28 protein-coding genes are annotated in these 26,359 nt (G+C 69.7%); 17 read left to right on the plus strand and 11 right to left on the minus strand.

Annotated elements, in window-relative coordinates; all coding sequences use genetic code 11:
- Positions 1-14: 14 nt before the first annotated feature.
- Together AB0C02_RS05435 and AB0C02_RS05440 are read right to left on the minus strand one after the other, a co-directional pair.
- On the minus strand, positions 15-521 hold the full coding sequence (locus tag AB0C02_RS05435) for a hypothetical protein (RefSeq protein ID WP_357541432.1): 507 nt from the start codon (positions 519-521) through the stop codon (positions 15-17).
- A complete protein-coding gene (locus AB0C02_RS05440) occupies positions 518-1,027 on the minus strand; it encodes a SigE family RNA polymerase sigma factor (RefSeq protein ID WP_357541434.1) in 510 nt (169 codons plus the stop codon). Before AB0C02_RS05440 ends, AB0C02_RS05435 begins: the two co-directional genes overlap by 4 nt.
- A gap of 175 nt (positions 1,028-1,202) precedes the next feature.
- On the opposite strand from AB0C02_RS05440, the gene AB0C02_RS05445 reads away from it, so the two are divergent.
- The 9 genes from AB0C02_RS05445 to AB0C02_RS05485 all read left to right on the plus strand — a co-directional run bounded on the left by AB0C02_RS05445 (position 1,203) and on the right by AB0C02_RS05485 (position 9,201).
- Positions 1,203-1,649: a hypothetical protein gene (locus AB0C02_RS05445; protein ID WP_357541436.1), complete on the plus strand. Its 447-nt coding sequence runs from the start codon at positions 1,203-1,205 to the stop codon at positions 1,647-1,649.
- A 34-nt stretch (positions 1,650-1,683) separates the two neighbouring features.
- On the plus strand, positions 1,684-2,430 hold the full coding sequence (locus AB0C02_RS05450; protein ID WP_357541438.1) for a peptidase E: 747 nt from the start codon (positions 1,684-1,686) through the stop codon (positions 2,428-2,430).
- 51 nt (positions 2,431-2,481) lie between these two features.
- Positions 2,482-3,567 (plus strand): redox-regulated ATPase YchF, encoded by a 1,086-nt coding sequence (ychF, locus tag AB0C02_RS05455; RefSeq protein WP_357541440.1) that lies wholly within the window; start codon positions 2,482-2,484, stop codon positions 3,565-3,567.
- 430 nt (positions 3,568-3,997) lie between these two features.
- Positions 3,998-4,345: a hypothetical protein gene (locus AB0C02_RS05460; protein ID WP_357541442.1), complete on the plus strand. Its 348-nt coding sequence runs from the start codon at positions 3,998-4,000 to the stop codon at positions 4,343-4,345.
- 275 nt (positions 4,346-4,620) lie between these two features.
- Positions 4,621-6,162 carry a hypothetical protein gene (locus AB0C02_RS05465; protein ID WP_357541444.1) on the plus strand — a complete coding sequence of 514 codons (1,542 nt, stop codon included), beginning with the start codon at positions 4,621-4,623 and terminating at the stop codon, positions 6,160-6,162.
- Positions 6,163-6,292: 130 nt separating this feature from the next.
- The gene (locus AB0C02_RS05470) at positions 6,293-6,790 is read left to right on the plus strand and encodes a SigE family RNA polymerase sigma factor (protein ID WP_357541446.1); all 498 of its coding nucleotides are present in this window, start codon (positions 6,293-6,295) and stop codon (positions 6,788-6,790) included.
- The gene (locus AB0C02_RS05475) at positions 6,787-7,827 is read left to right on the plus strand and encodes a hypothetical protein (RefSeq protein ID WP_357541448.1); all 1,041 of its coding nucleotides are present in this window, start codon (positions 6,787-6,789) and stop codon (positions 7,825-7,827) included. The genes AB0C02_RS05470 and AB0C02_RS05475 overlap by 4 nt, the downstream gene beginning before the upstream one ends.
- A 42-nt stretch (positions 7,828-7,869) precedes the next feature.
- A complete protein-coding gene (locus tag AB0C02_RS05480) occupies positions 7,870-8,661 on the plus strand; it encodes an alpha/beta hydrolase (protein ID WP_357541450.1) in 792 nt (263 codons plus the stop codon).
- A 12-nt stretch (positions 8,662-8,673) separates the two neighbouring features.
- Positions 8,674-9,201, plus strand: a complete 528-nt coding sequence (locus tag AB0C02_RS05485; RefSeq protein WP_357541451.1) for a GNAT family N-acetyltransferase — start codon at positions 8,674-8,676, stop codon at positions 9,199-9,201.
- Positions 9,202-9,360: 159 nt separating this feature from the next.
- On the opposite strand, the gene AB0C02_RS05490 is transcribed toward AB0C02_RS05485, so the two are convergent.
- On the minus strand, positions 9,361-9,777 hold the full coding sequence (locus tag AB0C02_RS05490) for a GntR family transcriptional regulator (protein WP_357541453.1): 417 nt from the start codon (positions 9,775-9,777) through the stop codon (positions 9,361-9,363).
- Positions 9,778-10,126: 349 nt separating this feature from the next.
- On the opposite strand from AB0C02_RS05490, the gene AB0C02_RS05495 reads away from it, so the two are divergent.
- Entirely contained in the window at positions 10,127-10,351 is a 225-nt protein-coding gene (locus AB0C02_RS05495; RefSeq protein ID WP_357541806.1) for a DivIVA domain-containing protein, read from the plus strand.
- A 2-nt stretch (positions 10,352-10,353) separates the two neighbouring features.
- A complete protein-coding gene (locus tag AB0C02_RS05500) occupies positions 10,354-10,614 on the plus strand; it encodes a hypothetical protein (protein WP_357541455.1) in 261 nt (86 codons plus the stop codon).
- A gap of 19 nt (positions 10,615-10,633) precedes the next feature.
- Here the strand turns inward: AB0C02_RS05500 and AB0C02_RS05505 are convergent, their stop codons facing one another.
- The 3 genes from AB0C02_RS05505 to AB0C02_RS05515 form a co-directional block, all read right to left on the minus strand.
- Positions 10,634-11,338, minus strand: coding sequence for an ElyC/SanA/YdcF family protein (locus tag AB0C02_RS05505; RefSeq protein ID WP_357541457.1), 705 nt, complete (start codon positions 11,336-11,338; stop codon positions 10,634-10,636).
- Positions 11,339-11,796: 458 nt separating this feature from the next.
- Positions 11,797-12,159, minus strand: coding sequence for a PH domain-containing protein (locus tag AB0C02_RS05510; protein WP_357541459.1), 363 nt, complete (start codon positions 12,157-12,159; stop codon positions 11,797-11,799).
- A gap of 34 nt (positions 12,160-12,193) precedes the next feature.
- On the minus strand, positions 12,194-12,502 hold the full coding sequence (locus tag AB0C02_RS05515) for a 4a-hydroxytetrahydrobiopterin dehydratase (protein WP_357541461.1): 309 nt from the start codon (positions 12,500-12,502) through the stop codon (positions 12,194-12,196).
- Positions 12,503-12,686: 184 nt separating this feature from the next.
- Here AB0C02_RS05515 and AB0C02_RS05520 point away from each other — a divergent pair, with 184 nt between their 5' ends.
- On the plus strand, positions 12,687-13,118 hold the full coding sequence (locus AB0C02_RS05520) for a (deoxy)nucleoside triphosphate pyrophosphohydrolase (protein WP_357541463.1): 432 nt from the start codon (positions 12,687-12,689) through the stop codon (positions 13,116-13,118).
- A gap of 58 nt (positions 13,119-13,176) precedes the next feature.
- Here the strand turns inward: AB0C02_RS05520 and AB0C02_RS05525 are convergent, their stop codons facing one another.
- The 5 genes from AB0C02_RS05525 to AB0C02_RS05545 all read right to left on the minus strand — a co-directional run bounded on the left by AB0C02_RS05525 (position 13,177) and on the right by AB0C02_RS05545 (position 20,095).
- Positions 13,177-14,244 (minus strand): succinate dehydrogenase/fumarate reductase iron-sulfur subunit, encoded by a 1,068-nt coding sequence (locus tag AB0C02_RS05525; protein WP_357541465.1) that lies wholly within the window; start codon positions 14,242-14,244, stop codon positions 13,177-13,179.
- Complete coding sequence (locus tag AB0C02_RS05530; RefSeq protein WP_357541467.1) at positions 14,244-16,157, minus strand: fumarate reductase/succinate dehydrogenase flavoprotein subunit; 1,914 nt, start codon at positions 16,155-16,157, stop codon at positions 14,244-14,246. Before AB0C02_RS05530 ends, AB0C02_RS05525 begins: the two co-directional genes overlap by 1 nt.
- A gap of 13 nt (positions 16,158-16,170) precedes the next feature.
- The gene (locus AB0C02_RS05535; protein WP_357541469.1) at positions 16,171-16,992 is read right to left on the minus strand and encodes a hypothetical protein; all 822 of its coding nucleotides are present in this window, start codon (positions 16,990-16,992) and stop codon (positions 16,171-16,173) included.
- Positions 16,993-17,240: 248 nt separating this feature from the next.
- Positions 17,241-18,668 (minus strand): metallopeptidase TldD-related protein, encoded by a 1,428-nt coding sequence (locus AB0C02_RS05540; protein WP_357541471.1) that lies wholly within the window; start codon positions 18,666-18,668, stop codon positions 17,241-17,243.
- A complete protein-coding gene (locus AB0C02_RS05545; protein WP_357541473.1) occupies positions 18,665-20,095 on the minus strand; it encodes a TldD/PmbA family protein in 1,431 nt (476 codons plus the stop codon). The genes AB0C02_RS05540 and AB0C02_RS05545 overlap by 4 nt, the downstream gene beginning before the upstream one ends.
- 239 nt (positions 20,096-20,334) lie before the next feature.
- On the opposite strand from AB0C02_RS05545, the gene AB0C02_RS05550 reads away from it, so the two are divergent.
- From AB0C02_RS05550 to AB0C02_RS05570, 5 genes are all read left to right on the plus strand, one after another.
- Positions 20,335-21,438 (plus strand): ABC transporter ATP-binding protein, encoded by a 1,104-nt coding sequence (locus AB0C02_RS05550; RefSeq protein ID WP_357541475.1) that lies wholly within the window; start codon positions 20,335-20,337, stop codon positions 21,436-21,438.
- A 55-nt stretch (positions 21,439-21,493) separates the two neighbouring features.
- The gene (locus AB0C02_RS05555; protein WP_357541477.1) at positions 21,494-22,492 is read left to right on the plus strand and encodes a dipeptide ABC transporter ATP-binding protein; all 999 of its coding nucleotides are present in this window, start codon (positions 21,494-21,496) and stop codon (positions 22,490-22,492) included.
- Positions 22,489-23,487 carry an ABC transporter permease gene (locus AB0C02_RS05560; RefSeq protein WP_357541479.1) on the plus strand — a complete coding sequence of 333 codons (999 nt, stop codon included), beginning with the start codon at positions 22,489-22,491 and terminating at the stop codon, positions 23,485-23,487. The genes AB0C02_RS05555 and AB0C02_RS05560 overlap by 4 nt, the downstream gene beginning before the upstream one ends.
- Positions 23,488-23,496: 9 nt before the next feature.
- On the plus strand, positions 23,497-24,483 hold the full coding sequence (locus AB0C02_RS05565; protein WP_357541481.1) for an ABC transporter permease: 987 nt from the start codon (positions 23,497-23,499) through the stop codon (positions 24,481-24,483).
- A 109-nt stretch (positions 24,484-24,592) separates the two neighbouring features.
- Complete coding sequence (locus tag AB0C02_RS05570; protein WP_357541483.1) at positions 24,593-26,329, plus strand: ABC transporter substrate-binding protein; 1,737 nt, start codon at positions 24,593-24,595, stop codon at positions 26,327-26,329.
- Positions 26,330-26,359 lie beyond the last annotated feature (30 nt).

Raw genomic sequence — 26,359 nt, forward strand, 5'->3', positions numbered from 1 at the left:
GACCTCGCCGTAGGTCAGCCCTGCGGGCTGGGCCGAGGCGACGGCAAGGCGGGGCTGGGTGCGACCGGCGGCGAGGCCGCCGGCATCCGCAGGCCGGGTGAGGCCGGCACCGGGACCGCGTCGGGTGAGGCCGCCGGCATGGTCGGGCGCCCTGCCGGCAGGCGGCCGCCGCTGCTGGAGGAGGCGACCGGGGCCGGTGGGCGGTCGCCGGTGCTGGAGGAGGCGACCGGGGCCGGTGGGCGGGAACCCTCCCAGGGGCTGGGCACCACCTCGGGGCCCGACGGGATGCTCGCCACCGGCGAGGGCGGGGCGCTGGGCGCGGCCGGGCGCGGCGACGCGATCGCGAACGGCGCGGCGATGAGCACGGCGGCGATCGTCCCCGCCGTGCCCAGCGCCATGGTGGTACGCCGTCGATTCCGGGCCCGGCGTTCCGCCGGGATCAACTGGTTCTGCACAGGTGGTGCCTCCTCGGCCAGGTCGGAAAGGGTGGTGCGGATGAGGTCCTCGAGCGGCGTGCTCACAGCCGTACCTCCAGGAGTTCGACGTCCGGCAGGAGCTGTCGCAGCCGGCTCACCGCTCGGTGGGTACGGCTGCGTACCGTGCCGATGCTGCAGCCCAGCACGTCGGCCACCTGGGTCTCGGTGAGGTCCTCGTAGTAGCGCAGGACCAGCACCGTGCGCTGGGCCGGCGGCAGCCGTCGCAGCGCCGCCCGCATCGCCAGGCGTACTTCGATGCCGGCGCTCGGGTCCGGCTGGACCGCCTCGTCGGCCCCGGTGAGCGTCGTCTCCCGCCGTCGGCGCAGCCGCCGCCACCAGCTCACCTGCTCCCCGTACATGACCGCCCGCAGGTAGCCCTCCGGGTCGGCGTGCCGCAGCGTCCGCCACTTCGGGATGGTCTTGGCCAGCGCCGACTGGAACAGGTCCTCGGCGGCGTACCGGTCGCCGGTGAGCAGGTACGCGACCCGCATCATCGCCGGCGTGCGGTTGGCCACGAACTCGGCCAGCCGGGCCCGGTCGTCCTCGTCCACGCACCCTCCCGCGCTTGTCTGTCACCTATTCAGACGCCCCAGGTCAGCCCAGCTATCCCTGATGCGGCAACGGATTCCGGGGCGAGAAGTGTCGGTAGTGGCCGGTACGGTCCCGCCGATCAACTCAAGAAAAGGTGCGGGGAATGGCGAGCGTGGCCGGGCGAGGTGCCCGCTGATGCGGTCGGGGCGGATGCGGCTGGACCGCGCGGTGATGCAGGGCTTCTACGACCGGATGCGGCTGGTGGCGCCCGCCGCGTACGGCGCGATCGAACGGGATCGGGCGGACGACCCGGGGCGCGCCTTCGCCGAGACCGCGTGCGGCCGGCTCGCCGGCTCGCTCGACGCGGCGGGGCTGCGGGCGCTCGGCATGTGGGCGCACCACTGGTGCATGCGCTTCTACGACGACGACACCCGGGTCGGCGTGCGGCTGGTCCGGGAGATCGCCGGCCGGCGCGGGCTGGGCTGGACGGTCGACGAGGTGCGCTGGCTGCTTGATCAGTCGTACGCGGCCGGCCCGGCCGCCCCGCACCGGTTCACGTTGCCGCTCGCCGCCGAGGCGGAATTGCCGACCGGGGCGGAGTGCGGGCGGGCTGCGGGGCGCCCGGCCGATGGCGCAGGATGATCGGAGATCGCCGTCATCCGACCGGGAGGACATCATGCCGGCCGCCGAACCGACTATCGTCGCCACCAGCACGGGCTTCCGCGGCCGTCATCGCGGCCCGTGGGACGCGCAGCCCGGGCCGATCTTCGAGCTGATGGCCGAGCTGGCAGAGGCCGGCGACGCGCCGAAGATCTGCTACCTGAACCAGGCCGTCGGTGACCAGCCCACCTCGTACATCGTTTTCTACGGTGCGTTCGCCGGCACCCGGTACCGCCCGTCCCACCTGGCTCTGTTTCCGATGCCCAACGTCGAGGACATCCGGACCCACCTGCTCGCCCAGGACATCATCTGGGTCGGCGGCGGCAGCGTCGCCAACCTCTGCGCCGTGTGGCGGGTGCACGGCCTGCCGGACATCCTGCACGAGTGCTGGCAGGCCGGCGTGGTGCTGGGCGGCGTCTCGGCCGGGTCGATCTGCTGGCACCTCGGCGGCGCCACCGACAGCTACGGCCCGACCCTGCGGCCGTTCACCGAGGGGCTGGGCTGGCTCCCGTACGGCAACGGGGTGCACTACGACGGTGAGGAGCAGCGCCGGCCGCTCATGCACAAGCTGGTCGGCGACGGCACCCTGCCGACCAGCTACTGCACCGACGACGGGGTGGGGCTGGTCTACCGGGGCACCCGGCTGGCCGAGGTGGTGGCGGACCGGGAGGGCGTCGCCGCGTACCAGGTGACCCGGGAGGCGGACGGCAGCGTGCGGGAGACCCGGATCGAACCCCGGCTGCTGACCGCCCAGTCCCGCTGAGCCGGGCCTGCCTGCCCGCGCCGCGCGGAGAGGCGCGTAAGCTGGCTCGTCGTGAGTCTCACCATCGGCATCGTCGGCCTGCCCAACGTCGGCAAGAGCACCCTGTTCAACGCGCTGACCAAGAACGACGTGCTCGCGGCGAACTACCCGTTCGCCACCATCGAGCCGAACGTCGGTGTGGTCGGGCTCCCCGACGAGCGGCTGGACAAGCTCGCCGAGATCTTCTCCTCGCAGAAGGTCCTGCCGGCGCCGGTCTCGTTCGTCGACATCGCCGGCCTGGTCCGGGGTGCCTCCAAGGGGCAGGGCCGAGGCAACGCGTTCCTGGCCAACATCCGTGACGCCTCGGCGATCTGCCAGGTGGTGCGCGCCTTCTCCGACCCGAACGTGGTGCACGTCGACGGCAAGGTCTCCCCGGCCGACGACATCGAGACGATCAACACCGAGCTGATCCTGGCCGACCTCCAGACCCTGGAGAAGGCGCTGCCCCGGCTGGAGAAGGAGGCCAAGCTCCGCAAGGACCGGGCCGCCGCGGTCGAGGCCGCGAAGAAGGCCGTCGAGGTTCTGGACAGCGGCAGCACCCTGTACGCGGGCGCGGCCGCCGCCAAGATCGAGCTGGAGCACCTGCGCGAGCTGCACCTGCTCACCACCAAGCCGTTCCTCTACGTCTTCAACGTCGACGAGGCCGAGCTGGGCAACGCCGAGTTCCTCGACGAGCTGCGCGCCCTGGTCGCCCCGGCCGAGGCGGTCTTCATGGACGCCAAGATCGAGTCCGAGCTGGTCGACCTGCCCGAGGAGGAGGCCCGCGAGCTGCTGGAGTCGATCGGGCAGTCCGAGCCGGGTTTGAACCAGCTCGTCCGGGTCGGCTTCCGTACCCTCGGGCTCCAGACGTACCTGACCGCCGGCCCGAAGGAGGCGCGGGCCTGGACCGTCTCGGTCGGCGCGACTGCGCCGGAGGCCGCGGGGGTCATCCACAGCGACTTCCAGCGCGGCTTCATCAAGGCCGAGGTGGTCTCCTACGCCGACCTGGTCGAGGCCGGATCGATGGCGGCGGCCAAGGCCGCCGGCAAGGTCCGGATCGAGGGCAAGGAGTACGTCATGCAGGACGGCGACGTCGTAGAGTTCCGCTTCAACGTCTAGCGTTCTCGTTGGTGCAAGTCACGGGGTCATAGATCCCAGGGCCGACGATGCGTCAGCGAAACAGGCCCTAATCGTGCCTGGCGCTGCCGAGGGCAGGGCGTGCCGTGATGCCCGTTTCGTCACCGGTGGTCTTGTGCTTCGTTTTCCAACCGCTACCCTGAAGCTCCCGTGGGGAGGCACTATTGGGGTATTGGAAGAGGCACCCGAACAAGGATCTTGAGAATGTCCTGCGTGTTTTCGACCGACACGGGTACACGATCAAGAACCCGCCGAAGTACTACACGCTGCGCTGCCCCTGTGGCCAACACCAGCGACAACTGCATCTGACGCCATCCAGCCCGTACCACGGTAACCATGCCTTGAAGTGGGCCGTGAGCCTGCCGTGCTGGACGGCCAAGGACGACGACGACCAGGACGGAGGGGAGAGTCAATGATCCAGGCCCAGATCTCACGACACTTCGATGTCCGTAGCGCCGACGGCCAACCTCTAGATGCCGAGGACCTGCACGCTGAAGGCGAGCGGCTGATGGCAGCCCTGCTTGACCTTGAAGCATGCAACAACGACGTGAGCGACGCGGCGACCGCCAGCGATGCCCTGGCCGGCACTGTCCTCGTTGAGCTGCTGATCACCGCCGAGAGCGAAGCCGCCGCGGTGGAGAAGTCCCGCATGATCGTCCGCACCGCGATCCACGCCATTGGCGGCGCCACCCCTTGGGAGGCCGCCGTAGACGACGGCGCCGACTACCGCCCCCGCAACATGCAGTTGGAGTACGTCTAGCCACCCCCTACCCCACGTACAACAACGATCTGCGCCCCGGCCACCAGAAGGCCGGGGCGCAGATCGATTTCCGGAGCAGCGGGCCGCAAGAGACATCGACGCCTGGGTGTATCGCTAGGGGAGCGTGGCCTACCATCGATATTTCGCCGTTGAGCGGCGAAACCGGCTTCCATCGGTAGGGACTCGTGGAATTGGTCACCTTGCTTGCGTGGGCCGCATCCGGTCTCGGCTCATCCGTCCATAGTGGCCGTAGGGCGGTCACCAGGGTCCTCGCGGTGGCCCTCGTGCCGGCCGTCCTGGTCGGCGGCGGCGTCCCCGCGGTCGCTGCGGGCGACACGCTCACCATCACCACCCTGGATCGGGGCGGCAAGAAGGTCGCCGTCACGACGACCGTGGTCGACCTCGCCACCAACCGGAGCCGGTCGGTCAAGTCCGGTCAGGCCAAGGAGCTGCCGAAGGGCACGTACGCGGTGCTCGCCAGGATCGACACCGGCTTCGTGTCGACGCTCGGGGCAAGCGTCGTCAAGGTCTCCGGCACCACCGCGACCACCCTGGACGCGCGTAGGGGCCGCCGGGTCACGCTGGACGTCAGCCCGGTCCCTGCCAGCGACGACGGGCTCGAGATACAGACCGTCGCCCAGGTCTGCGCCGTGTCCAAGTTTGGGGTTGCCGAGGTCCAGGCTTCGGACTTCATGAGCGGTGATTTGCATGTGATTCCGAACTCGTCGAAGAAGCTGGCCTTCGCGGCGATGCGCACCTGGAGCGCCCTCTCCGGCGAGACCGATCGCTACGCGGTCAGGTATTCCACCACTGGCATCCCGAGCACGCCGGCGCGGACCTTCAGCCGGTCCTCACTCGCCACGGTCAACATGGAAACCCGGCGCGGCCCGTCCGCATCCGTCGACAGCAGTCTCGCCGTGCAGTCGATCGACCGCTCCTGCGGAAGCATGATGTACAGCGGTCTGTTCACCACCGACCGGCCGTATCGAACAAAGGTGCTCCTGTCACCGGGCAAGTGGGACATTCACGCCGAGCGTTGGGCAACGATCAAGGATGGTTCCTCGCGGTACATCGGCGGTATGTCCGCGCCGCGCCAGGTCGCTGCGGGCAAGACGTACAACCTGCGGTACGTCCAAGCCGCGTGGGGCCCGGCCGCAGTGGTGCCGCAGTTGAACGGCGGCTGGATTTCCTACTCGTTGAACAACATGTTCGCCGATCCCGGCTTCCCCCAACACAGCGCCGAGGGCGGTGACAAGGCGACGGCGACCCTGACCTTCCGTGGCAAGACGGTCAAGACGGTCAAGGACCGGGGCTGGGAACCCACCGAGAAGTATCTCGACTACAAGGTGAAGAAAGCCGGCTGGTACACCCTCACCAACACGGCGACCCGCTACTACCCGGAGATCACCTTCCCGTCCGGCATGCTGTCGCCGAAAACCAGCATCACGTTCCGGTTCAAGGCGAAGCCGAAGTCCTGGGTGACGCCGGCCGTTTACGCCGTCACCATGCAGCCCGCCGGCCTGAACCTCTACAACCAGGCGAAGCCGGGCAGCACCACCAACGTTCCGCTGAAGCTGACCCGACCCAAGGCCGGCCCGTACGCGGGCAAGAACCCGACGGTGAAGACGGTCACCGGCAAGGCCTCGTTCGACGACGGGCGGACGTGGCGGTCGGTGCCGGTCAAGAAGATCAACGGTACGTGGACCGCCCTGGTCGGCAACCCGCAGTCCGGCGCGGTCTCGCTGCGGGTACGGGTCACCTACACCACCGGCGGCTACACCGACGTGACGATCATCCGGGCGTACGGGATCGGCTGAACAGCAGCGCGGTCCGGACGGCTTCTGACGGGCTCGGTCACATCTGCTTGGCCGAGCGGAGTTGGCCGTGCAACCTTCTCGGATCACAGCCGGTACTACCTGGTGACCGACTGGACGGGAGGGCCGGCACGTGATCACACCGGAGGGTTTCGACGACTTCGTCGTCACCCGGTCACCGCGGCTGTTGCGCACCGCGTACCTGCTCACCAGGGACTGGGTGTCGGCCGAGGACCTGCTGCAGACCGCGCTCGCGCGGGCCTGGGAGGCGTGGCGGCGCATCGACGGTGACCCGGAGCCGTACGTACGGCGGATCATCGTCAACGCGTACGCGTCGTCGTGGCGGCGTCGGTGGCGGGGTGAGCTGCCCACGGCCGACCTGCCCGAGCCGGTCGTCGAGGCCGACCCGCACGCCGGCCTCGACGACCGGGACCGCCTGTGGCGGGCGCTGGGTCGCCTGCCGCGCCGGCAGCGGGCCGTGCTCGTGCTGCGCTACTTCGAAGACCTTTCCGAGGTCGAGATCGCCGAGGTCCTCGGCTGTTCGGTCGGCACGGTCAAGAGCCAGGCCAGCCGGGCGCTGGCCAAGCTCCGCCTCGACGAGACGCTGATGCCGGAAGGGACGCTGCGATGAATCTGACCGACCTGAAGCAGGTGTTCGACGAGCGCTCCGGCGACCAGGCCGAGCACGTCATGCACCACCTGCGGCTGAATGGCGTACGCACCAAGGTGGTCGCCCGCAGGCGTCGGCGTGTCGCGACCTGGACCGCCGGCGCGATCGTCGCACTGGCCGGGGTCGCGGCGGCCGCCGTCGTGCCCGGGCTGCGCTCCGACGGCACCCCCACCCCGGCGGACACCCCCTCGCCGGTACGCACGATCGAGGGTTTCCCGGAGTACGCGAGCGGAGCGCGCGTCGTGGCCGCGAAGTCCGCCGCGCTGCCGCAGCAGAGCGTCGAGCTGACGATCGTGCCGACCACCCTCGATCTTGTCGTCATCAACCGCTGTGACGGCGCGGGAGAGGCGGTCATGGTTGAGGACAAGGTGACCGTCAACGGCCATCTGTTGTTCAGTGGGAGCTGCGGCGGCACCCACCGACCCCAAGGCTGGGCCGGGCTGGGTGTCGCGGTCGGCAAGCCGGCTACCTTCGTCATGACGATCACCGGAGCGGAGCGATACGACGAGCCGGACGGCGTCTGGGTGCCGATCCCGGAGACCGGCACGTTCGGGCTCGCGATCGGTGAGCGGGTCCCGTTCGACCAGTACCCGCTGCCACCTCGGCCTGGCACACTCGACCCGCTACGCGAGGATCTGCCCGCCGGCTGCACCGAGGCCACGTGCCCGGACGTCGTCATCATCAGATCCGACCCCGCCGACCCGACTCGCACCATACGGCGGACCCTGACCTGGGAGACGATGCACGGGATCGACATGGTCGCTCAGACTCCCGGGTTCCTCCGCGTGCGCGTCAACGGCGTGGAGGTCGCGACCGGCGAGTGGTGGGACTACGCGATGGGCGGCTACGGGATGTACGGCGACAAGGATGGTGGCTGGAAGCAGTTCGGCCTCGACCCGCATTCCGGCGACTCGGTGACGATCGAGGTCGTACCCGAGCACATCACCGGCACCTGGCAGGTCGTCTTCTCGCCCGAAAAGGCGGGTGGGGGCGAGTAGCGTCCGTGATGCCGCTGCGCATCCCAGGGAGGCTGACCCGTAATGGCGGAGACCATCACGTCCAGGGACGGCACGATCCTCGTCGTCGACACGATCGGTCAGGGCGCGCCGGTGATTCTCGTCGGCGGCGCGTTCAACGACCGCTCCACCGTGGCCGGGCTTGGCGCCGAACTCGCATCGGGGTTCACGGTGGTGACCTATGACCGGCGCGGCCGGGGAGCCAGCGACGACAGGAGCGAGGACTATGCGGTCGCCAACGAGGTCGACGACCTGGCGGCGGTCATCGCGCACGTCGGCGGCCGGGCCTCGGTGTTCGGCCACTCCTCCGGTGCGGTGCTCGTGCTGGAGGGGGCGATGCGCGGGCTCCCGATCGACCGGGTCGCCGTCTACGAGCCCTCGTACCAGGCCGACGAGAGCCTGCCGATGCCGTCGGCCGACGTTTACGACCGGCTCAAGGCTCTGGTCGCGGCCGGGGATCGTGACGGCGCGGTGGAGCTGTTCCTCGGTGGGGTGGTCGGCGTTCCGGCCGGGGCGGTCGCCGGGATGAGGGCCGGGGAGACGTGGCCGTTCCTGGTCGACAAGGCGCCGAGCCTGCCTTACGACGTGCTGCTCAGTACGCCGTGGCAGCTGATGCCGTTCGACCGGCTCGCCCGGATCGGCGTACCGGTGCTGGCCGTCTACGGTGACCAGACCGCGCCGGGTCTGGCGGCGGAGACGAAGGCGGTCGCGGCGACCGTGCCGGGCGCGGCGCTGGAGGTGATGGCCGGGGAGGACCACGCGGTGTTGCAGCGGCCGGCGGTCCTGGCGACGATCCTGGCCAAGTTCTTCTCCTGAGACCATGACCGGGTGAACCTCACCCGGCTTGTGGCGCTCGATGACGCGCCGGTCCTGGCGGAGTCGCTCCGTCGCAACCGCGACTTCCTCGCACCGTGGGAGCCGATCCGGGGCGAGGACTATTTCACGGCGGACGGCCAACGCGCCGTCCTCCAGGCCGATCTCGTGCAGCACGCGCAGGGGTCGAAGCTGCCGCACGTCATCCTGGATTCCGGCAGCGTGATAGGGCGCATCACGTTGAACGGCATCGTGCGTGGCCCGTTCCAGTCGTGCAGCCTGGGCTACTGGGTGAGCGCCAGCCACAACGGCCGTGGCTTCGCGACCCGGGCGGTCCGGGAGATCGTACGGGTGGCCTTCGAGGAGTTGGGGCTGCACCGGGTGCAGGCGGAGACGCTGCTGCACAACACCGCGTCGCAGCGCGTGCTGAAGCGCAACGGGTTCCAGCCGATCGGGGTGGCTCCGGCGTACCTCAACATCGCCGGCGAGTGGCAGGACATGGCCCTGTTCCAGGTGGTGAACAACGCCTGGTCGGCGGGCTGATCGCCCGCCCTGGCCGCCAGGCCTTCACCCCGCCGGGATGCCAGTCGCGTCTGGATGCTGTCGAGTCCCCTCGAACGGTGACGGTGCAGCAAGTCGACACGCCGGGGCGACTACAGCTATGCCGTCACCGATCGGGGCCGGTCATCATGGGCGGCCGGTTCACTCCGACTCCGGGCGGATCAGCTCGACGGCGTCGCCCGGTAGGACCTCCACGCCGCCTTGGGCGTCGCGGATTTCGAGGATCGGTACGCCCTCGTCGATGTCGAGGGAGCGGCGCTCGTTGCTCGTCGGCATTCGGGCGATCACCGAGGTGCCGGGCGACAGTTCGATCCGCTGTCGCTCTGGCCGTTGTCGCACGGTCGTGCTTTGGCCCCGACTGGTGCTGACCAATCCCTCGTAGCGCAGGACCCAGATGGCCTCGCGTACAGCGTCCCTGCCGATCCCGTACTCCTGGCTCAGCCGCGTCTCGCTACCGATCGGCGCACCGGGTGGGAGCTCGCCGGACTCGATCCGGGCTCGAAGCAGGTCGGCGAGCTGCACGTAGACGGGAGTGTGCGAGCGCGGATCGATGGTCATGCCTCCAGCGTTGACGCCTAATGGGTAAGGGAACATTTGGCCAAAAGGCCTTGTGGCCATAAGCCGCTAGGGGCTAGGGTGGCAGCCACAGCAAGTGATCGGGCGATGACAGGCGCGCTATCACTCGTCGGTGAGCTGGCTCTGGTGCCGTACTGCCGAACAGGGCTGCGGTGGCAGGGCCGGGGTGGGCCGCCCGCGCGCGGCGGGCGGGCGGACCACCCCTTCCAACGGGCAACCCCGTCAACGGAAAGGTGGGAACGTCGTGCGGTTCTTCCGGCGTACCGGTCGGCACGAAGGGACCAGGTGGAACAGCAAGCCCGGCTACTACCGGTCGGCGGCCTGTCCGCCGCTGCGCCCGTGGCAGGTGCGGGAGCGGCGGTTCCGGCCGAGCCGGTTCGGTCGGCGCGGGCTCGACCCGCAGGAGGTGCACGAGTTCCTCGACCGGGTGGCCGACGACCTCGCCACCGTCTACGACGCGCTGGGCAACAGCCGGCAGGAGACGTCCCGGATCAAGGACGCGCTGCGCTGCTGGCAGTCCGAGCAGGCGCGGCGCGCCAACGCGGGGGCGCGATAGTGATGCCTCCCGACCGTCAGCGCTACGTCATTCATCTTCCGGTGCTTGCCGGGGACCTGGTCGGTGCCGTACGCCTGGCCCGGGTGGTGGCCCGGTGGTCGAGCCTGCTCTCCGCGACCGACCCGGGCGAGACCACCGTCTCCGCCGAGGACGAGCAGGGCGTACGCCATCGGATCTTCTGCGACCTGCGGTTGCCCGGCGGCCGGCGCTGCCTGCTCCGGGCCGACCACGACGGGCCGTGCACGCGGCGGTTGGCCCGGTGATCGGGGCAACCAGGGCGCGTCAGCTTTCGCGGAGGGCGTCGTCGACGCCGGTCTCGCGGCGACCGAGGTGGACCGGGTCGCGGCCGGAGACCAGGTCCACCACCGCTTTCACGCAGGCGCCGTATTCGCGGGTTGAGCTGATCCGCCACTTCATGGTGTACCGCCCCCGGACACTGTCGTCGCCCACGCCGTTGGCCTCGATGCCGAGGTGTCGGCACAGCGAGACGGCACGGGGCAGGTGGAAGGACTGGGTCACCACCGTGAGGCGATCCACCCCGAAGATCCGCTTGGCCCGCACACAGGAGTCGTACGTGTCGAATCCGGCGTAGTCGAGCACCACCTTGCCTCGCGGCACGCCCCGGTCGACCAGCCAGCGGCGCATCGCCTCGGGCTCGTTGTAGTCGGCGTGCATGTTGTCGCCGGACACCAGGATCGCGTGGACCTTGCCGGCGTCGAACAGGCGCTGGGCGAGCTCCAGCCGGGCGGTGAGGAACGGTGCCGGGTTGCCGTCCGCCTCCACCTTCGTGCCGAGTACCAGGGCGACCGGGGCGTCCGGCACGTCGGCCTCGGTGAAGATGTGGCCCTCGGCACCACCGCGGACCCACACCAGACTGGCCACGCTGACCACGCCCGCCAGCACCGCGCCGACGGCGACCCCGAGCAGCGCCCGGCGTACCCGGCGAACAGCCCACCATCGCTTGACGACCGCGAACCATCTCAGCATGGGGATGAGTGTCTCAGGCAGGCGCATCTGTGGGATGACCCGTCACGCGGCAATGCCGGACCCCGAGCTGTGGCAGCTTGTCGCCTGGCGCGCTGTCGATAACTGAGGGTGATGTCGGTCTGCGGAGATCCGTTATCACCCACCGTGACGGCGTTGGATCTGCCCTCGTTCGGCGCTACGGAGGTCTCGGCTGCTTGACCAGCGGAAACCCATGAAGCGGAGTCCGCGCGGTGACCTCGCCCGTCCACCTTTGCTCTGCAGCCATATGCGCAGCAGAAAACCGTGCGTGACTGCTGCGTATGTGGCTGCAGAGCAAAGTCACCCGTGCCCCTTCTGGGCGCTGAGGGAGATGTGCACAGATAGTGATGGCGACTCGCCGCACCTGAAGCCACGGCTCGTGGGTGCCGGCGGCGGGACGCGTCCGTGGTCCAGCGCTTCCAGCGGCGCGCCGGAGAGGCTCAGGAGATGTGGTGCAAGATCACGTTGTGCACGTGGTGGCTCTTCTCCGCGCCGCGGAACTCGACCTCGTAGGTCTGGCCGCCGACGTGGATGGCGATCGCGCCGGTGGAGAAGAACGCACCGCCCCACGACTTGTTGCTGACCACGCTGACGCTGGTGATCTTCGAGTACGGGATGCTGGTGATGGCGTACCGCTTGCCGATGAAGGAGCGGTCCTGAATGATCACGCGCCGGTCGGTCAGGCCGATGAACCCGGTGCCTGTCCCGATCGCGTCGTAGACGGCGATGATCTGCTCGCCGGCCAGGAGCCCGCTCTGGATCTGCTGGAACTGTTCGTTGCGGTCGTATGTGGGGGTGGTCATGCCCTACGACGGTAGGCGGGGCGTGCCAGGCGGCTCAGTGTTGGGTGACGGCGCGGACCGCGTCTTCGATGCGGGCGGCCAGCAGGACCTCACCCTCGGTCAGCGGGTCGCCGTCGCCGTGACCCACCCGGATCTGCGTACGGTCGGCGCGGCGCCTGATCTCGGGACGCAGGTGCAGCGCGTCGGCGACCACCTTGACCCGCTCGGTCAACGCGGCGTGCTGGGTGTCGTCGAGGACGATCGTCCGGTGGATCTGCTCGCCTTCGCGGGCCCAGCCGGACAGCAGGGCGAGGGCGTCGCTGAGATAGTCGTGCTTTGCCCGGCCGCTGAACAACGCGCGCATTACCGCACCTCCCAGGCGTTGTTGCCGGCTCGTGGCCAAATCGTCGCTGTCTCGTGTCCTGGTCGACGGTCTCTAGTCTGTCGTCGGGCGGATGGTGTGTCCACGCCCACACTTCCGTCTTCTGCTGTCCTGACGGCGAGCTCAGCTACCCAAACCGCCGATTGATCTGGCACGCTGGATGCTCGTGCAGACCGAACGGGCGAGCGATAGTGGGCAGGCCGACCGGCGTGAGCCGAAGGTGGTCGTCGGGGCGGCAATCATCGTCGACGGCAGGGTGCTGGCCTGCGCCCGCTCCGGGCCCCCTGAGGTGGCCGGCCGCTGGGAGTTCCCGGGCGGCAAGGTCGAGTCGGGGGAAACCGAGGCCGCCGCGCTGATCCGCGAGTGCGCCGAGGAACTCGGCGTACGGGTGGAGATCGGTGCCCGGGTCGGCCGGGACGTCCGGATGGCCAACGGCCGGTCCGTCCTTCGGGTGTACGTGGCCCGCCTCCTCCACGGCGACCAGCCGGAGGCCCTGGAGCACTCCGAGCTGCGCTGGCTCTCCGCCGCCGACCTCGGCACCGTGCCCTGGTTGCCAGCCGACGTGCCGATCGTCGCCGCCCTGCGCCCCCTGTTGTAAGGAGAGAGCCCCTTGTTAACAGACGGCTGTTAACAAGGGGCTCTCCTCACCCGAGTGTTCAGTGCTTCGGCTCGTCCTGCTGCGGGTGAGCGAAGTTGAGGTGCTGCGGCGGCAGCGGGAACCGGACGTCGTCGCCGAACGGCGACGGCGCGGCGGCCTTGTCGAAGGTCAACTCGGTCAGCGGCAGCCGGCCGTTGGCGTCGACGGCGGGTGCCGTCGGGTGCGGCACCTCGCGGTGCCAGTTGACGCCCTGCTGCGCCTGCGCCTCGGACCGCACGTCGTGCGAGCCGCCGGCGTGCGAGTGCATCTCCAGCGGGTCGCCGGTCGTCGCGGGGTCGCTGTGATGACCGCTGGTCACGCTGGTCTGAGGCACCTGACCCCTCCGGAAGATCTTGCTACCAAGCCACACAAGGGGATCGTACCTGCGGTCGACGACCCGCTCCTTCATGGGGATGATCCCGTTGTCGGTGATCTTGATGTGCTCGGGGCAGACCTCGGTGCAGCACTTGGTGATGTTGCAGAAGCCGAGTCCCATCTCGGCCTGCGCGTACTCCTTGCGGTCGGTCTTCGCGTCGAGCGGGTGCATGTCCAGCTCGGCCGCCCGGATGAAGAACCGGGGACCGGAGAACGCCTGCTTGTTCTCCTCGTGGTCGCGGATCACGTGGCAGACGTTCTGGCACAGGAAGCACTCGATGCACTTGCGGAACTCCTGCGAGCGCTCGACGTCCACCTGCTGCATCCGGTAGTCGCCGGGGCTCACGCCGGCCGGCGGCGCGAACGCCGGGGTCTCCCGGGCCTTCTCGTAGTTGAACGAGACGTCGGTGACCAGGTCCCGGATGACCGGGAACGTCCGCAGCGGGGTGACCGTGACGGTCTCGTCCTCCTCGAACGTCGACATCCGGGTCATGCAGCTCAGCCGCGGCTTGCCGTTGATCTCCATGGAGCAGGAACCGCACTTGCCGGCCTTGCAGTTCCACCGGCAGGCCAGGTCCGGCGCGTCGGTGGCCTGGAGCCGGTGGATCACGTCGAGGACGACCTCGCCCTCGTTGACCTCGACCGCGTAGTCCTGCAGGTCGCCGCCGGTCTCGTCGCCCCGCCAGATGCGGAAATCTCGTTTGGTGCCCATTACTTGCCCGCCTCCTCGGTGAGGGCGTCGAACTCGGCGAGTTCCTCGTCGGTCAGGTACTTGGCCAGCTCCGCCCGGTCGAAGAGGGCGATGAGCTCAGGACGCAGCTTCGGCAGCGGCTTGTGCGTCAGGCGGACCGCGTCGCCGTCCAGCGAGCAGACCAGGTTGACCCGCCGCCACTTCGGGTCCATCTTCGGGAAGTCCTCCCGGGTGTGCCCGCCGCGCGACTCCTGCCGCTCCAGCGCGGCCTTCGCGGTGCACTCCGAGACCACCAGCATGTTGCGCAGGTCCAGGGCCAGGTGCCAGCCCGGGTTGTAGCGCCGACCGCCGGCCGCGCTCACCTTGGCCACCCGCTCCCGCAGCTCCGCCAGCTTGGCCAGCGCGTCGGCCAGCTCGCCCTCCCGGCGGATGATTCCGACCAGATCCCCCATGACCGCCTGGAGGTCCTGCTGGAGCTTGTACGGGCTCTCGCCGGTGTCCCGCTGCAGCGGGGCGAGGGCCGTCTCCACCGCGGCCTCCACCGCCGCCACCGACACCGTCGGGCGCGCGGTGAGCTGGTCGGCGTACGTGGCGGCGTGGCCGCCGGCCCGCTTGCCGAAGACCAGCAGGTCCGACAGCGAGTTGCCGCCGAGCCGGTTGGAGCCGTGCATGCCGCCGGAGACCTCACCGGCGGCGAAGAGCCCGCGTACGGTGCCCGCCGCCGCGCCGGAGTCCGGGTCCACCTCGACGCCGCCCATCACGTAGTGGCAGGTCGGGCCGACCTCCATCGGCTCCTTGGTGATGTCGACGTCGGCCAGCTCCTTGAACTGGTGGTACATCGACGGCAGGCGGCGACGGATCTCCTCGGCCGACTTGCGGGAGGCGATGTCCAGGTAGACGCCGCCGGCCGGCGTACCCCGACCGGCCTTGACCTCGCTGTTGATCGCACGGGCGACCTCGTCGCGGGGGAGCAGCTCGGGCGGACGCCGGTTGTTGTCCGGGTCGGTGTACCAGCGGTCGGCCTCCGCCTCGTTGTCGGCGTACTGCTTGCGGAACACGTCCGGCACGTAGTCGAACATGAACCGCTTGCCCTCGGAGTTTTTCAGCACCCCGCCGTCGCCGCGGACCGACTCGGTGACCAGGATGCCCTTCACCGAGGGCGGCCAGACCATGCCGGTCGGGTGGAACTGGAGGAACTCCATGTTGATGAGCGTCGCCCCGGCGCGCAGCGCGAGCGCGTGACCGTCCCCGGTGTACTCCCACGAGTTCGAGGTGACCTTGTAGGAGCGGCCCACGCCGCCGGTCGCGAGGACCACGGCCGGCGCCTCGAGGAGGATGAACTCGCCGGACTCCCGGTAGTAGCCGAACGCGCCGGCGACCCGGTCGCCGTCGAGCAGCAGCTCGGTGATGGTGGTCTCGGCGAAGACCTTGATCCGCGCCTCGTAGTTGCCGAACTCCCGCTTGTCCTCCTGCTGCAGGGAGACGATCTTCTGCTGGAGGGTGCGGATCAGCTCCAGCCCGGTCCGGTCGCCGACGTGCGCCAGCCGCGGGTACTCGTGGCCGCCGAAGTTGCGCTGGGAGATCTTCCCGTCCTTCGTACGGTCGAACAGCGCGCCGTACGTCTCCAGCTCCCAGATCCGCTGCGGCGACTCCTTCGCGTGCAGCTCGGCCATCCGGAAGTTGTTGAGGAACTTGCCGCCGCGCATGGTGTCGCGGAAGTGCACCTGCCAGTTGTCCCGGGAGTTCACGTTGCCCATAGCGGCTGCGGCACCGCCCTCGGCCATCACCGTGTGCGCCTTGCCGAACAGCGACTTCGAGATGATCGCGGTCTTCTTGCCGGCCAGTCGGGCCTCGATCGCCGCGCGCAGGCCGGCGCCACCGGCTCCGATCACGACGACGTCGTAGTGGTGTCGTTCGATTCGTGTCTCAGTCATGGTCCAGGGGCCTCTAGTTGATGAACCGCAGGTCGGGGAACCACTCGGCGGCGATCGCCATGACGTAGAAGTCGGTCAGCGCCAGGGTGCCGAGGGTGATCCAGGCGAGCTGCATGTGGCGGACGTTCAGCCAGGAGACGAAGGACCAGGCCTTGTAGCGCACCGGGTGCTTCGAGAAGTGCTTCAGCCGGCCGCCGATGATGTGCCGGCAGGAGTGGCAGGAGATGGTGTACGCCCAGAGCATCACCACGTTGCCGATCAGGACCAGGTTGCCCAGCCCGAAACCGAAGCCCTTGGGGGAGTGGAAGGCGTAGATCGCGTCGTACGTGTTGAGCGCCGAGATGATCGCGGCGGCGTAGAAGAAGTAGCGGTGCAGGTTCTGCCCGAGCAGCGGGAACCGGGTCTCCCCGCCATAGGTGGCGTGCCCGTCGGGGACCGCGCAGGCCGGCGGCGAGAGCCAGAACGACCGGTAGTAGGCCTTGCGGTAGTAGTAGCAGGTCAACCGGAACAGCAGCAGGAACGGCAGGGTGAACGCCGCGTCCGGGATGATCCACCAGCCGGGCAGGACGGTGCCGAGGTGCGAGGAGCCCTCGACGCACCGGTCGGTCACGCAGGGGGAGTAGAACGGCGTCAGGTAGTGGAACTGGTCCACCCAGTACCACCTGTGCATGAAGACCCGGACCGTCGCGTAGATGATCCAGGCGCTGAGGCCGACGACGGTGATCAGTGGCGCGAACCACCAGCGGTCGGTTCGCAAGGTCTTCGCCGCGATCGCGGCGCGTGCCCGCGCCCCGAGCGGCTGGGTTATCGGCGTCGTAGCCGACTTTGATGTCATTCAAGTCTCCCTGACGGCGCCCTCGCGGGGCGGCGGATCACCTTTCGTACCGGCCAGCGGACCGGCGACCGCGTCCACTGCCACGTCTTGCGCACGCATACGACCACGCCGGCGAACCGGCGCAGCTAAGTGACACACGTTACGCCGATCTTCGCGGCGTGGCCGCGCATCGCAGTGTCCCGTGTGTCCTGCCTGTTGGAAAGGCCTAAAGCAAGATCAATATTTGTGTGGGTCGTCCGCGTCGTCCGTCAGCCGGACGCGCCGCCGGTGAAGTTCCACGCCGTCAGCCGCAGCGGCGGCGCCTCCCACCAGGAGCCGTCGACCCGGTCCGGCTGGCGGACCGGCTGCCGGCCCAGGCCCAGCACCCGGCCCGGCCCCAGGGCGCGGGGGTACGACTCGGTGAAGCGGAAGTCGCGGACCGCCCGGGTGGGCACCCCGTCCTCGACCAGCCAGACCCCGTTGCGGGTCAACCCGGTGATGACCAGCCGTTTCGGATCGAGCACCCGGGTGTACCAGAAGTCGCTGACGAGTAGCCCGCGCCGCACCCCGGCGACCAGCGCGGCGGTGTCCGCATCGGCCAGCGCGCCGTCGGCCAGCACGCCGTCGGTCGTCGCGCTGCCGGTCGTTGGGCCGACGGGCGTCGGGTGGCCGCCGATTGCGCCGGTGGCGGCGGGAAGCAGGCGAAGGTTGTGCGGAAGCGGGCCGAACGTGGCCCCCTCGGGCGTCCCGTGACCGGTGGAGGCGGCACCGGCCTCGCCGCCGCTGCGCCGGTCGTGCGCCACCGCCGTCGTGGTGCCGGCGTCAACCAGGGTCAGCGCGCGTCGGGGCGTACCCTCCAGGTCGTACGGCAGGGCCGAGGCGTGCAGCGGGTCGTCGACCAGGGTCACCGACGGGTCGAACTGGGCGGCGCCGAGTTCGGCGAAGGACTGCCGCTCGGTGTGCCGCTTGCCGTTGAAGCCGAACCAGGCGAGGTTCTGCAGCAGGTCGGCGACGGCGGCCGGTTCGAGCACCACCTCGTACCGCCCCGGGGGCAGCTCGACCGGATCCGTCGCGGCCCGCGCCTTCGCCGCCGCCCGCGCGCCGAGCATCGCGCCGTCCAGCTCACCGAGCCGGTTGGCGCAGCGGCGGGCCACCCCGTCGGCCCCGCCGGTACGCGCGATGCCGTCCATCGCCGCCTCGGCCGTACGCCCCGCCGCCGAGTGCCCGGCCGAGTTGGCGAATGCCCCCGACCGGTACGCCGTCCGGCAGTAGCCGGCCGTCTCCAGCCCACCGGCGGCGTCCACGAAGGCGCGTACCCGGGCGGCTCGCTCGTCCGGGGTCGCGTACGCGGTGGCCTCGTCGAAGACCGCGCCCGGCGGGACCGGCGCCGGCGTGGTCAGCCCCGGCCAGGCCGGGTCGGCCGGGACGAGCCGGGCCGCCGCCAGGGTCCGCTCGACCAGCGCGGTCAACCCGTCGGAATCGAGCAGGCTGCCGGTGCCGGCGGCGGTCCGCCCGTCGACGTGCAGCCGCAGCCGCACCGCGGTGCCCGACTCGGCCATGTTCTGGTGGATGAACGAGTTCGCGAACCGGGTCAGCGCCAGGTCGGCGCGGGTCACCGTGACCTCGGCCTGCGCGTCCGGCCCGGCGAGCTGGCGGACCAGCTCGACGACCTGACCAGCGATATCTAGCTCGGTCATGCCCGCACCCCCACCCGGACGTTGCGGAAGCGGGCCGGGGCGGCCGGATGGCCGGTGTGCCCGACCTGGCCCGGCTGGCCCTTGCCGCAGTTCGGCGTGCCCCACGGGACGGTCTCCGAGGAGAGCATGTCCATCGAGCGCCAGAAGACCGGCCCGATCCCGGTGTAGGTGGGGTTGCGCAGCATCCGCCCCCGCCGGCCCTTCTTGACCTCCCAGCCGACCTCGCAGCCGAACTGGAAGTTGAGTCGCTTGTCGTCGATCGACCAGGAGCGGTTGACGTCCATCAGCACCCCGTCGTCGGTGGCGTCGATGATCTCGTCGAGGGTGTGTGGGCCCGGTTCCAGGCCCACGTTGGTCATTCGTACCATCGGCAGCCGGGCCCAGCCGTCTGCCCGTACGCTGCCGCCGTAGCCGAGGCCGGCGACGGCGGCCGAGTCCCGGCCGGCGAGCACCCCCACCCAGCGCCCCGCGCGGACCGCGTCCCGCTTGACCGCCGGGGAACCCTCGTCGTCGAAGCCGAAGCTGCCCAGCGCGCCCGGGATGGTCGGGTCGATGGTGATGTTCATCAGCTCGGAGCCGTACCGCAGCGCGCCGAGCTGGCTCAGGTCCAGCCAGGACGTCCCGGCGAAGGCGGCCTCCCAGCCGAGGATCCGGTCGAGCTCGATGGCGTGCCCGACCGACTCGTGGATCTGCAGGGCGAGCTGCTCGCCGCCGAGGATCAGGTCGGTCTCGCCGGACGGGCACTCGGGAGCGGTGAGCAGCTCCCGCGACTCCTCGGCGATCCGGGCGGCGTGCGCGGCCAGGTCGAGCGAGGTGACCAGCTCCCAGCCGGTCGTGCCGTACTGGCCGCCGTAGCTCGGGTAGGACCGGCGCTGGGTCTCGCCGTCGCCGATCGAGGTGGCCGAGATGCCGCCGCCGCACTCGCGGATGCGCTGGTCGATGCGGTGCCCCTCGCTGGAGACGAACCACTTGGCGGTGTCCCAGATCTGGTAGAGCCCCTCGGCCAGGTCGGCGCCGTGCGCGCGCATCGTCTCGGTGGCGCGCACCAGCAGGTCGCCCTTGTCGGAGAGGGGAACGCCGAGCGGGTCCACCTCGCATCCGGATACCCAGCTCGCGACGGTCGCCGCGACGGGGACCAGGTCGATCGGCGGACCGGGGACCCGCGCGCTCGCGGTGGCGATCGCCGCGGCGCGCCGGCCGGCCTCGCGGGCCTCCGACAGCTCGGGTACGGCGTGGAAGCCCCAGCTCGACCCGACCAGCGCCCGGACCCCCAGCCCGATGCTCTCGTCCTGGGTCAGCTCCTCGACGTCGCCGTTGCGGGCCGACATCGACTCGTAGCGGCGGTGCATCACCCGGGCGTCCGCGTACCGGGCTCCCGCGTCGAGCGCGGCCTGGACGGCGTCGGCCGCCGCATCGAACTCGCTCATGATGCCGACCCTAGGCGAGCGCGGCGACATCTGTCAGGAGACGAGATCCTCCGGCCGGATCGTGGCGCGCTCCGAGCCGGCGTGTCGACCAGTTGTCGATGTGCGTCTTCCGTTCATGGGCTGGTCTGGCTTGACGCTCACTCGTTACGCTCAGCGCACTGACATCCCACGTTTTGTAGGTTATTTTCGCCTCCAGAAATTTGCTGTAAGTTCTCTTCATTACTGAAGGGGAGGCGGCCGTGGGCAGGTCGGAGTCGGCGCCGTCCGGGGAACCGGACCGCCCCGAAGTCCCGGAGCAGCGCTCCGGCGAGGGTCCCTACCTGCGGGTGAAGGACCTGCGGGTGCGCTTCGACACCGAGGACGGCGTGGTCCGGGCGGTGGACGGGGTGTCGTTCAACGTCGAACGGGGCCGCACGCTGGGCATCGTCGGCGAGTCGGGCTCGGGCAAGAGCGTCACCTCGCTGGCGATTCTGGGTCTGCACAACGCGAAGCGGGCCACGATCACCGGGGAGATCCGGGTGGGTGGTCGTCAGCTGGTCGGGCTGCCGGAGGAGGAGGTGCGGCGGCTGCGCGGCCGGGACATGGCAATGATTTTCCAGGACCCGTTGTCGGCGTTGCATCCGTACTACACGGTCGGTAGGCAGATCGCGGAGGCGTACCGGGTGCATCACCCGGGGGCAGGGAAGCGGGAGGCCCGGGCGCGGGCGGTCGACATGCTGGGCCGGGTGGGGATTCCGCAGCCGGGGAAGCGGTTCGATCAGTATCCGCACGAGTTCTCGGGCGGGATGCGGCAGCGGGCGATGATTGCGATGGCCCTGGTCAACGATCCCGACCTGCTGATCGCCGACGAGCCGACCACCGCCCTCGACGTCACCGTGCAGGCGCAGATCCTGGACCTGGTCGAAGACCTTCAGCAGGAGTTCCGATCGGCGATCATCCTGATCACCCATGACCTGGGGGTGGTGTCCCAGGTGGCCGATGACGTGCTGGTGATGTACGGGGGCCGGGCGGTTGAGCACGGCAGCGTGACGCGGGTGTTGCGCGCACCGCAGCATCCGTACACCTGGGGGTTGTTGTCGAGCGTGCCGTCGTTGCACGGTGACGCGGACGCGGACCTGGTGCCGATCCGGGGCAACCCGCCGTCGTTGATCAACCTGCCGGCGGGGTGCGCGTTTCATCCGCGTTGCCGGTACGCCGGCCGTAACGGCGACCGTTGCCGCACGGTCGTGCCCGAGTTGCGCGCGGCCGGGGAGGCGGGTCATCTGGTCGCCTGTCACCTGCCGGCCGAGGAGCGCACCCGGCTCTACCGGCAGGACATCGCCCAGGTGGGAGTCGCTCAGTGAGCGCGAGGAACGCAGCGCAGCGGAGTCCCGCAGTCGCGAACGAAGGTGGGCTCCGATGACTGAGCCGCTGTTGACGGTGCGTGGGTTGACCAAGCATTTCCCGGTGCGGAGCGGCGCCGTGCGGGCGGTCGACGGCCTGGATTTCGAGGTACGTCCGGGTGAGACGCTGGGCCTGGTCGGGGAGTCCGGGTGCGGCAAGACCACCACCGGGCGGATGCTGGTACGCCTGCTGGAACCCACCGCCGGGACGATCGAGTTCGCCGGGCGGGACATCACCCACGCCCGCCGCCGGCAGTTGCGGCCGCTGCGGCAGGACCTCCAGATCATCTTCCAGGACCCGTACGCCTCGCTGAACCCCCGCCACACCGTCGGCCGGATCGTGGCCATGCCCCTGCAGGTCAACCGGATCGACCCGCCGGGCGGCATCAAGAAGCGCGTCCAGGAGTTGCTCGAACTGGTCGGGTTGAATCCGGAGCACTACAACCGGTACCCGCACGAGTTCTCCGGCGGGCAGCGGCAGCGGATCGGCATCGCCCGTGCCCTGGCGCTGCGCCCGAAACTCATCGTCGCCGACGAACCCGTCTCCGCGTTGGACGTCTCGATTCAGGCCCAGGTCATCAACCTGCTGCGCGACCTGCAACGCGACCTCGACCTCGCCTTCGTGTTCATCGCCCACGACCTGGCCGTGGTACGCCACTTCTGCCACCGTGTCGCCGTCATGTACCTCGGCAAGATCGTCGAGGTCGGCGACCGTGACGACATCTACCAGCGCCCCCAACACCCGTACACCCGGGCGTTGCTCTCCGCGATCCCCGACGTCACCACCCAGGGACCCGCCGGACGCATCCGCCTGGCCGGCGACGTCCCCACCCCACTCAACCCACCCTCGGGCTGCCGCTTCCGCACCCGCTGCTGGAAGGCCCAGGACCGGTGCGCCACCGAGGAACCGGCACTGATCACCCGCGACGGCGGTAGCCAACTCACCGCCTGTCACTACCCCGAGCAGGGGCCGATCGGCGTCGGGGCCGGCGAATCCGTGGAGGTGTCACAGTGAGCCTGTCCCCGGTCGAGGGCGCCGTGCGGGCCGACATCGAGCCGCCCGTCGACACCGACAAGCAGGCGGTTGCCGGCCGCTCGCCTGGTCAGCTTGCCTGGGCTCGGCTGCGCCGGGACCGCACCGCCATGGTCAGCGGCGTCGTGCTGCTGGTCCTGGCCGGGCTGGCCCTCGCCGCGCCGCTGGTCTCCAAGCTGTACGGGGTCGGCCCGGACGAGCAGTTCCAGCAGCTTCTGGACGGCAACGGCATGCCGCTGGGCTATGCCGGCGGCATCACCGGCGACCACTGGTTCGGGCTGGAACCCCGGCTGGGCCGGGACATCTTCATCCGGATGGTCTACGGGCTGCGTACCTCGCTCTTCATCGCGCTGGCGGCGGCACTGGTCACCACCACGATCGGCGTCGTGCTGGGCATCCTCGCCGGTTTCCTCGGCGGGCTGGTCGACACGGTGATCAGTTGGGTCACCGACGTGGCGTTGGCCCTGCCGTTCCTCATCTTCGCGCTGGCCGTGGTGCCGACCGTGGCGCTGCGCTTCTACGGCCCCCGCGAGGAGGTGCCGCCGGCGTTCCAGGTGGCCGTCCTCATCGGCGTCTTCGCCGCGTTCGGCTGGACGAGCACCGCCCGGCTGGTCCGTGGCCAGGTGATGTCGCTGCGCGAACGGGAGTTCGTGGAAGCGGCCCGGGCGAGCGGTGCGGGCCTGGGGCACATGCTCTTCCGGCAGCTTCTGCCGAACCTGTGGGCGCCGATCCTGGTCGCGTTCTCGCTGGCGGTGCCGCAGTACATCACCGGCGAGGCGGCGCTGTCCTTCCTCGGCATCGGCATCCTCGAACCCACCGCTGACTTCGGCCGGATGATCTTCCAGAGCATCCCGTACCTGCAGACCGATGCGGCGTACGTCTTCTTCCCCGGCATCACGATCTTCGCGCTCGTGCTCGCCTTCAACCTGTTCGGTGACGCGCTGCGTGACGCGCTCGATCCGAAGTCCTCCCGGTAGGGGTGCAACATGGCGCGATTCCTGGTCAAGCGGCTGCTCGCCGCGGTGCTCACGCTCTTCGCGGTGAGCGTGCTCAGCTTCCTGATGTTCTTCGGGCTGCCCCGCGACCCGGTCAGCGGGATGTGCCCGAAGAACTGCAACGCCGAGCGACTGGAGCGGGTACGCGTGGAGCTGGGGCTGCGGGACCCGCTCCCGCAGCAGTACGCGAACTACATGAAGGGCATCGTCGTCGGCCGTGACCTGGGCAGCTCGCAGGGCGGCCAGTGCGACGCCCCGTGCCTGGGCTACTCCTACGTACGCAGCGAGGCGGTCACCGACACCCTTGCCCGGGTGCTGCCGGTGACGTTGAGCATCGTCATCCCGGCCGCCATTCTCTGGCTGGTGCTCGGCGTCGGGCTCGGCATGATCTCCGCGCTGAGACGGGGCAGCGTGCTGGACCGGATGGCCATCGGCTTCTCGCTGGCCGGCGCCTCGATGCAGCTCTACTTCGTCGGCGCGGTGCTGCTGCTGATCTTCACGTACAACCTGCACATCACCCCGGTCCCCGGCTACACGTCCATCTTCGACAATCCGGTGAAGTGGGCGAGCGGCCTGGTGCTGGCCTGGGTCGCGCTGGCCTTCCTATTCTCGGCGATCTACGCCCGGCTGTCCCGGGCGCAGATGCTGGAGACCCTGTCCGAGGACTTCGTGCGGACGGCCCGAGCCAAGGGCGTGCCAAAACGACAGGTCTACGGCCGGCACGCCCTGCGGGCCGCGATCACGCCGATCGTGACGATCGCCGGGCTGGACGTGGGTGGCGCCCTGGGCGGCACGGTGATCACCGAAACCACGTTCGGCCTCCAGGGGCTCGGCCGCACCGCCGTGGACGCGGTCAAGTCGGGCGACCTGCCCACCATCATGGCGACCGTGCTGATCTCGGCGTTCTTCATCGTGGTCGCCAACATCGTCGTCGACCTCCTCTACGCCGCGATCGATCCCCGGGTCCGGTTGCGATAGGGCATCGCCTCGGCAACGGTCCATGGAAAATTCTGTCGATCTCTGCTACACAAGCCGCAGCTTTCTTACGGATGACCGAAGTTCGACGAGATACGGGAGGAGGCGCGACATGCGCCTGAAGAGGGCAGCCGCCCTGGGCGGAACGCTCGTGCTGCTCGTGACGACGGGAGCGTGCACCGAGAACAAGGGCACCAGCGGCGGCAACGACGAGACCCGGGTCAACACCGGGTCGATCGCCATGGACCCCAAGGAGTCCATGGGTCCCGCGCCGGAGGTGCCCGGGGCCGGCAAGGGTGGGACCTTCCACGTCATTCGGCAGTCGCAGATCTCGCACCTGGACCCGCAGCGGATCTACTCGTTCGCCGGCCTGATGAACGCCCCGCTGTACGCCCGGTTCCTGACCACGTTCAAGGACGACGGCTCGGGCAAGGTGACCCTGGTCGGCGACCTCGCCGAGACCCCCGGCGCCGATGTCAACTCCGACTGCAAGGTCTGGGAGTTCAAGATCAAGGACGGGGTCAAGTTCGAGGACGGCTCCCCGATCACCGCCAAGGAGATCGCGTACGGCATCGCGCGCTCCTTCGACCCGGACCTCACCGGCGGCCCCACCTACATCCAGGAGTGGCTCGCCGACACCCCGCAGTACGACACCAAGTGGGACTTCAAGGCGAACAAGACCTCGCTGCCCCCGGGCCTGAGCACGCCGGACGCGAAGACGCTCAAGTTCGAGTTCGCCAAGCCGCACTGCGACCTGCCGTTCGCCGCGTCGCTGCCGTACACGGCGCCGCTCAAGCCCGAGAAGGATACCGGGGTCAACCTGGACAACCAGCCCTTCTCGTCCGGGCCCTACAAGATCAGTAAGAACACCCCCGGCGTCGAGCTGGTGCTGGAGCGCAACGACAACTGGGACCCGGCGACCGACCCGGTGCGGCACGCGTACCCGGACAAGGTCGTCTGGAACTTCGGCCCGGACGAGGAGGCGGGCGCCAACCGGGTGATCGCCGACAACGGCGACGACCAGACGGCGCTGGGCTGGAACGGCGTGCCCTCCTCGCTGATCGCCCGGGTCACCGGCGACTCGTCGCTCACGAACCGTTCGGTGCGCGGCCAGACCCCGAGCCTCTGGCGGCTCACCATCAACACCAGCCGGGTCCCCGACCTGTCGGTGCGCCAGGCGCTCAACTACGCCATCGACCGGGACGGCTTCATCAAGGCGTACGGCGGTGAGGCGACCGCCAAGGCGGTCACCACCCTGATGCCGCCGTCGACCATCGGCTGGCAGAGCTTCGACGCGTACCCGGCCGGCCCGACCGGCAACGTCGACAAGGCCAAGGAGCTGCTCGCCGGCAAGACCCCGGAGCTGGTGCTCGGCATCGGCGACGACCACCCGGAGTACGGCACCCAGCTCAAGGGCAACCTGGAGAAGGCCGGCTTCAAGATCACTCTGAAGAGCATCCCGGCCGACGCCAAGCTCGACGAGACCAAGAAGAAGGACAACCCCTGGGACCTCTACCTCGACCAGTGGGCGGCCGACTGGCCCAGCGGCGCCGCCATTCTGCCGGTGCTCTTCGACGGCCGTGGCATCAAGGCCGAGGGCAACAGCAACACCTCGTTCGTCAACAGCGACGACATCAACAAGGAGTTCGACCGGGTGCTCGCCGTGCCCGCCGGTGAGCAGGGCGGGGAGTGGGCCAAGCTCGACAAGCAGATCATGACCGACCTGGCCCCGGCCGTGCCGCTCTTCGTCGAGCAGGGCTACTACCTGCACGGCTCAAAGGTGGGCGGGATCTACCTGTCCAGCATCTTCGGCTACCCGGCCCTCACGAACGCCTACGTGCAGCAGTGACCGCCTGAAAGCAGGGGCCCGCTCGTTGTT

Origin of the sequence: Micromonospora sp. NPDC048999, from assembly GCF_040649295.1 — a bacterium.
GTDB lineage: Bacteria > Actinomycetota > Actinomycetes > Mycobacteriales > Micromonosporaceae > Micromonospora.

Excerpts from the sequence above, each read along its gene's own strand:
- AB0C02_RS05565 (WP_357541481.1), top strand. The coding sequence starts at position 23,497 with ATGGCGCGATTCCTGGTCAAGCGGCTGCTCGCCGCGGTGCTCACGCTC.
- AB0C02_RS05480 (WP_357541450.1), top strand. The coding sequence starts at position 7,870 with ATGGCGGAGACCATCACGTCCAGGGACGGCACGATCCTCGTCGTCGAC.
- AB0C02_RS05510 (WP_357541459.1), bottom strand. The coding sequence starts at position 12,159 with ATGACCACCCCCACATACGACCGCAACGAACAGTTCCAGCAGATCCAG.
- AB0C02_RS05525 (WP_357541465.1), bottom strand. The coding sequence starts at position 14,244 with ATGGGCACCAAACGAGATTTCCGCATCTGGCGGGGCGACGAGACCGGC.
- AB0C02_RS05475 (WP_357541448.1), top strand. The coding sequence starts at position 6,787 with ATGAATCTGACCGACCTGAAGCAGGTGTTCGACGAGCGCTCCGGCGAC.
- AB0C02_RS05445 (WP_357541436.1), top strand. The coding sequence starts at position 1,203 with ATGCGGTCGGGGCGGATGCGGCTGGACCGCGCGGTGATGCAGGGCTTC.
- AB0C02_RS05450 (WP_357541438.1), top strand. The coding sequence starts at position 1,684 with ATGCCGGCCGCCGAACCGACTATCGTCGCCACCAGCACGGGCTTCCGC.
- AB0C02_RS05515 (WP_357541461.1), bottom strand. The coding sequence starts at position 12,502 with ATGCGCGCGTTGTTCAGCGGCCGGGCAAAGCACGACTATCTCAGCGAC.
- AB0C02_RS05500 (WP_357541455.1), top strand. The coding sequence starts at position 10,354 with ATGCCTCCCGACCGTCAGCGCTACGTCATTCATCTTCCGGTGCTTGCC.
- AB0C02_RS05505 (WP_357541457.1), bottom strand. The coding sequence starts at position 11,338 with ATGCTGAGATGGTTCGCGGTCGTCAAGCGATGGTGGGCTGTTCGCCGG.
- AB0C02_RS05540 (WP_357541471.1), bottom strand. The coding sequence starts at position 18,668 with ATGACCGAGCTAGATATCGCTGGTCAGGTCGTCGAGCTGGTCCGCCAG.
- AB0C02_RS05570 (WP_357541483.1), top strand. The coding sequence starts at position 24,593 with ATGCGCCTGAAGAGGGCAGCCGCCCTGGGCGGAACGCTCGTGCTGCTC.
- AB0C02_RS05535 (WP_357541469.1), bottom strand. The coding sequence starts at position 16,992 with ATGACATCAAAGTCGGCTACGACGCCGATAACCCAGCCGCTCGGGGCG.
- AB0C02_RS05530 (WP_357541467.1), bottom strand. The coding sequence starts at position 16,157 with ATGACTGAGACACGAATCGAACGACACCACTACGACGTCGTCGTGATC.
- AB0C02_RS05490 (WP_357541453.1), bottom strand. The coding sequence starts at position 9,777 with ATGACCATCGATCCGCGCTCGCACACTCCCGTCTACGTGCAGCTCGCC.
- AB0C02_RS05555 (WP_357541477.1), top strand. The coding sequence starts at position 21,494 with ATGACTGAGCCGCTGTTGACGGTGCGTGGGTTGACCAAGCATTTCCCG.
- AB0C02_RS05460 (WP_357541442.1), top strand. The coding sequence starts at position 3,998 with ATGATCCAGGCCCAGATCTCACGACACTTCGATGTCCGTAGCGCCGAC.
- AB0C02_RS05545 (WP_357541473.1), bottom strand. The coding sequence starts at position 20,095 with ATGAGCGAGTTCGATGCGGCGGCCGACGCCGTCCAGGCCGCGCTCGAC.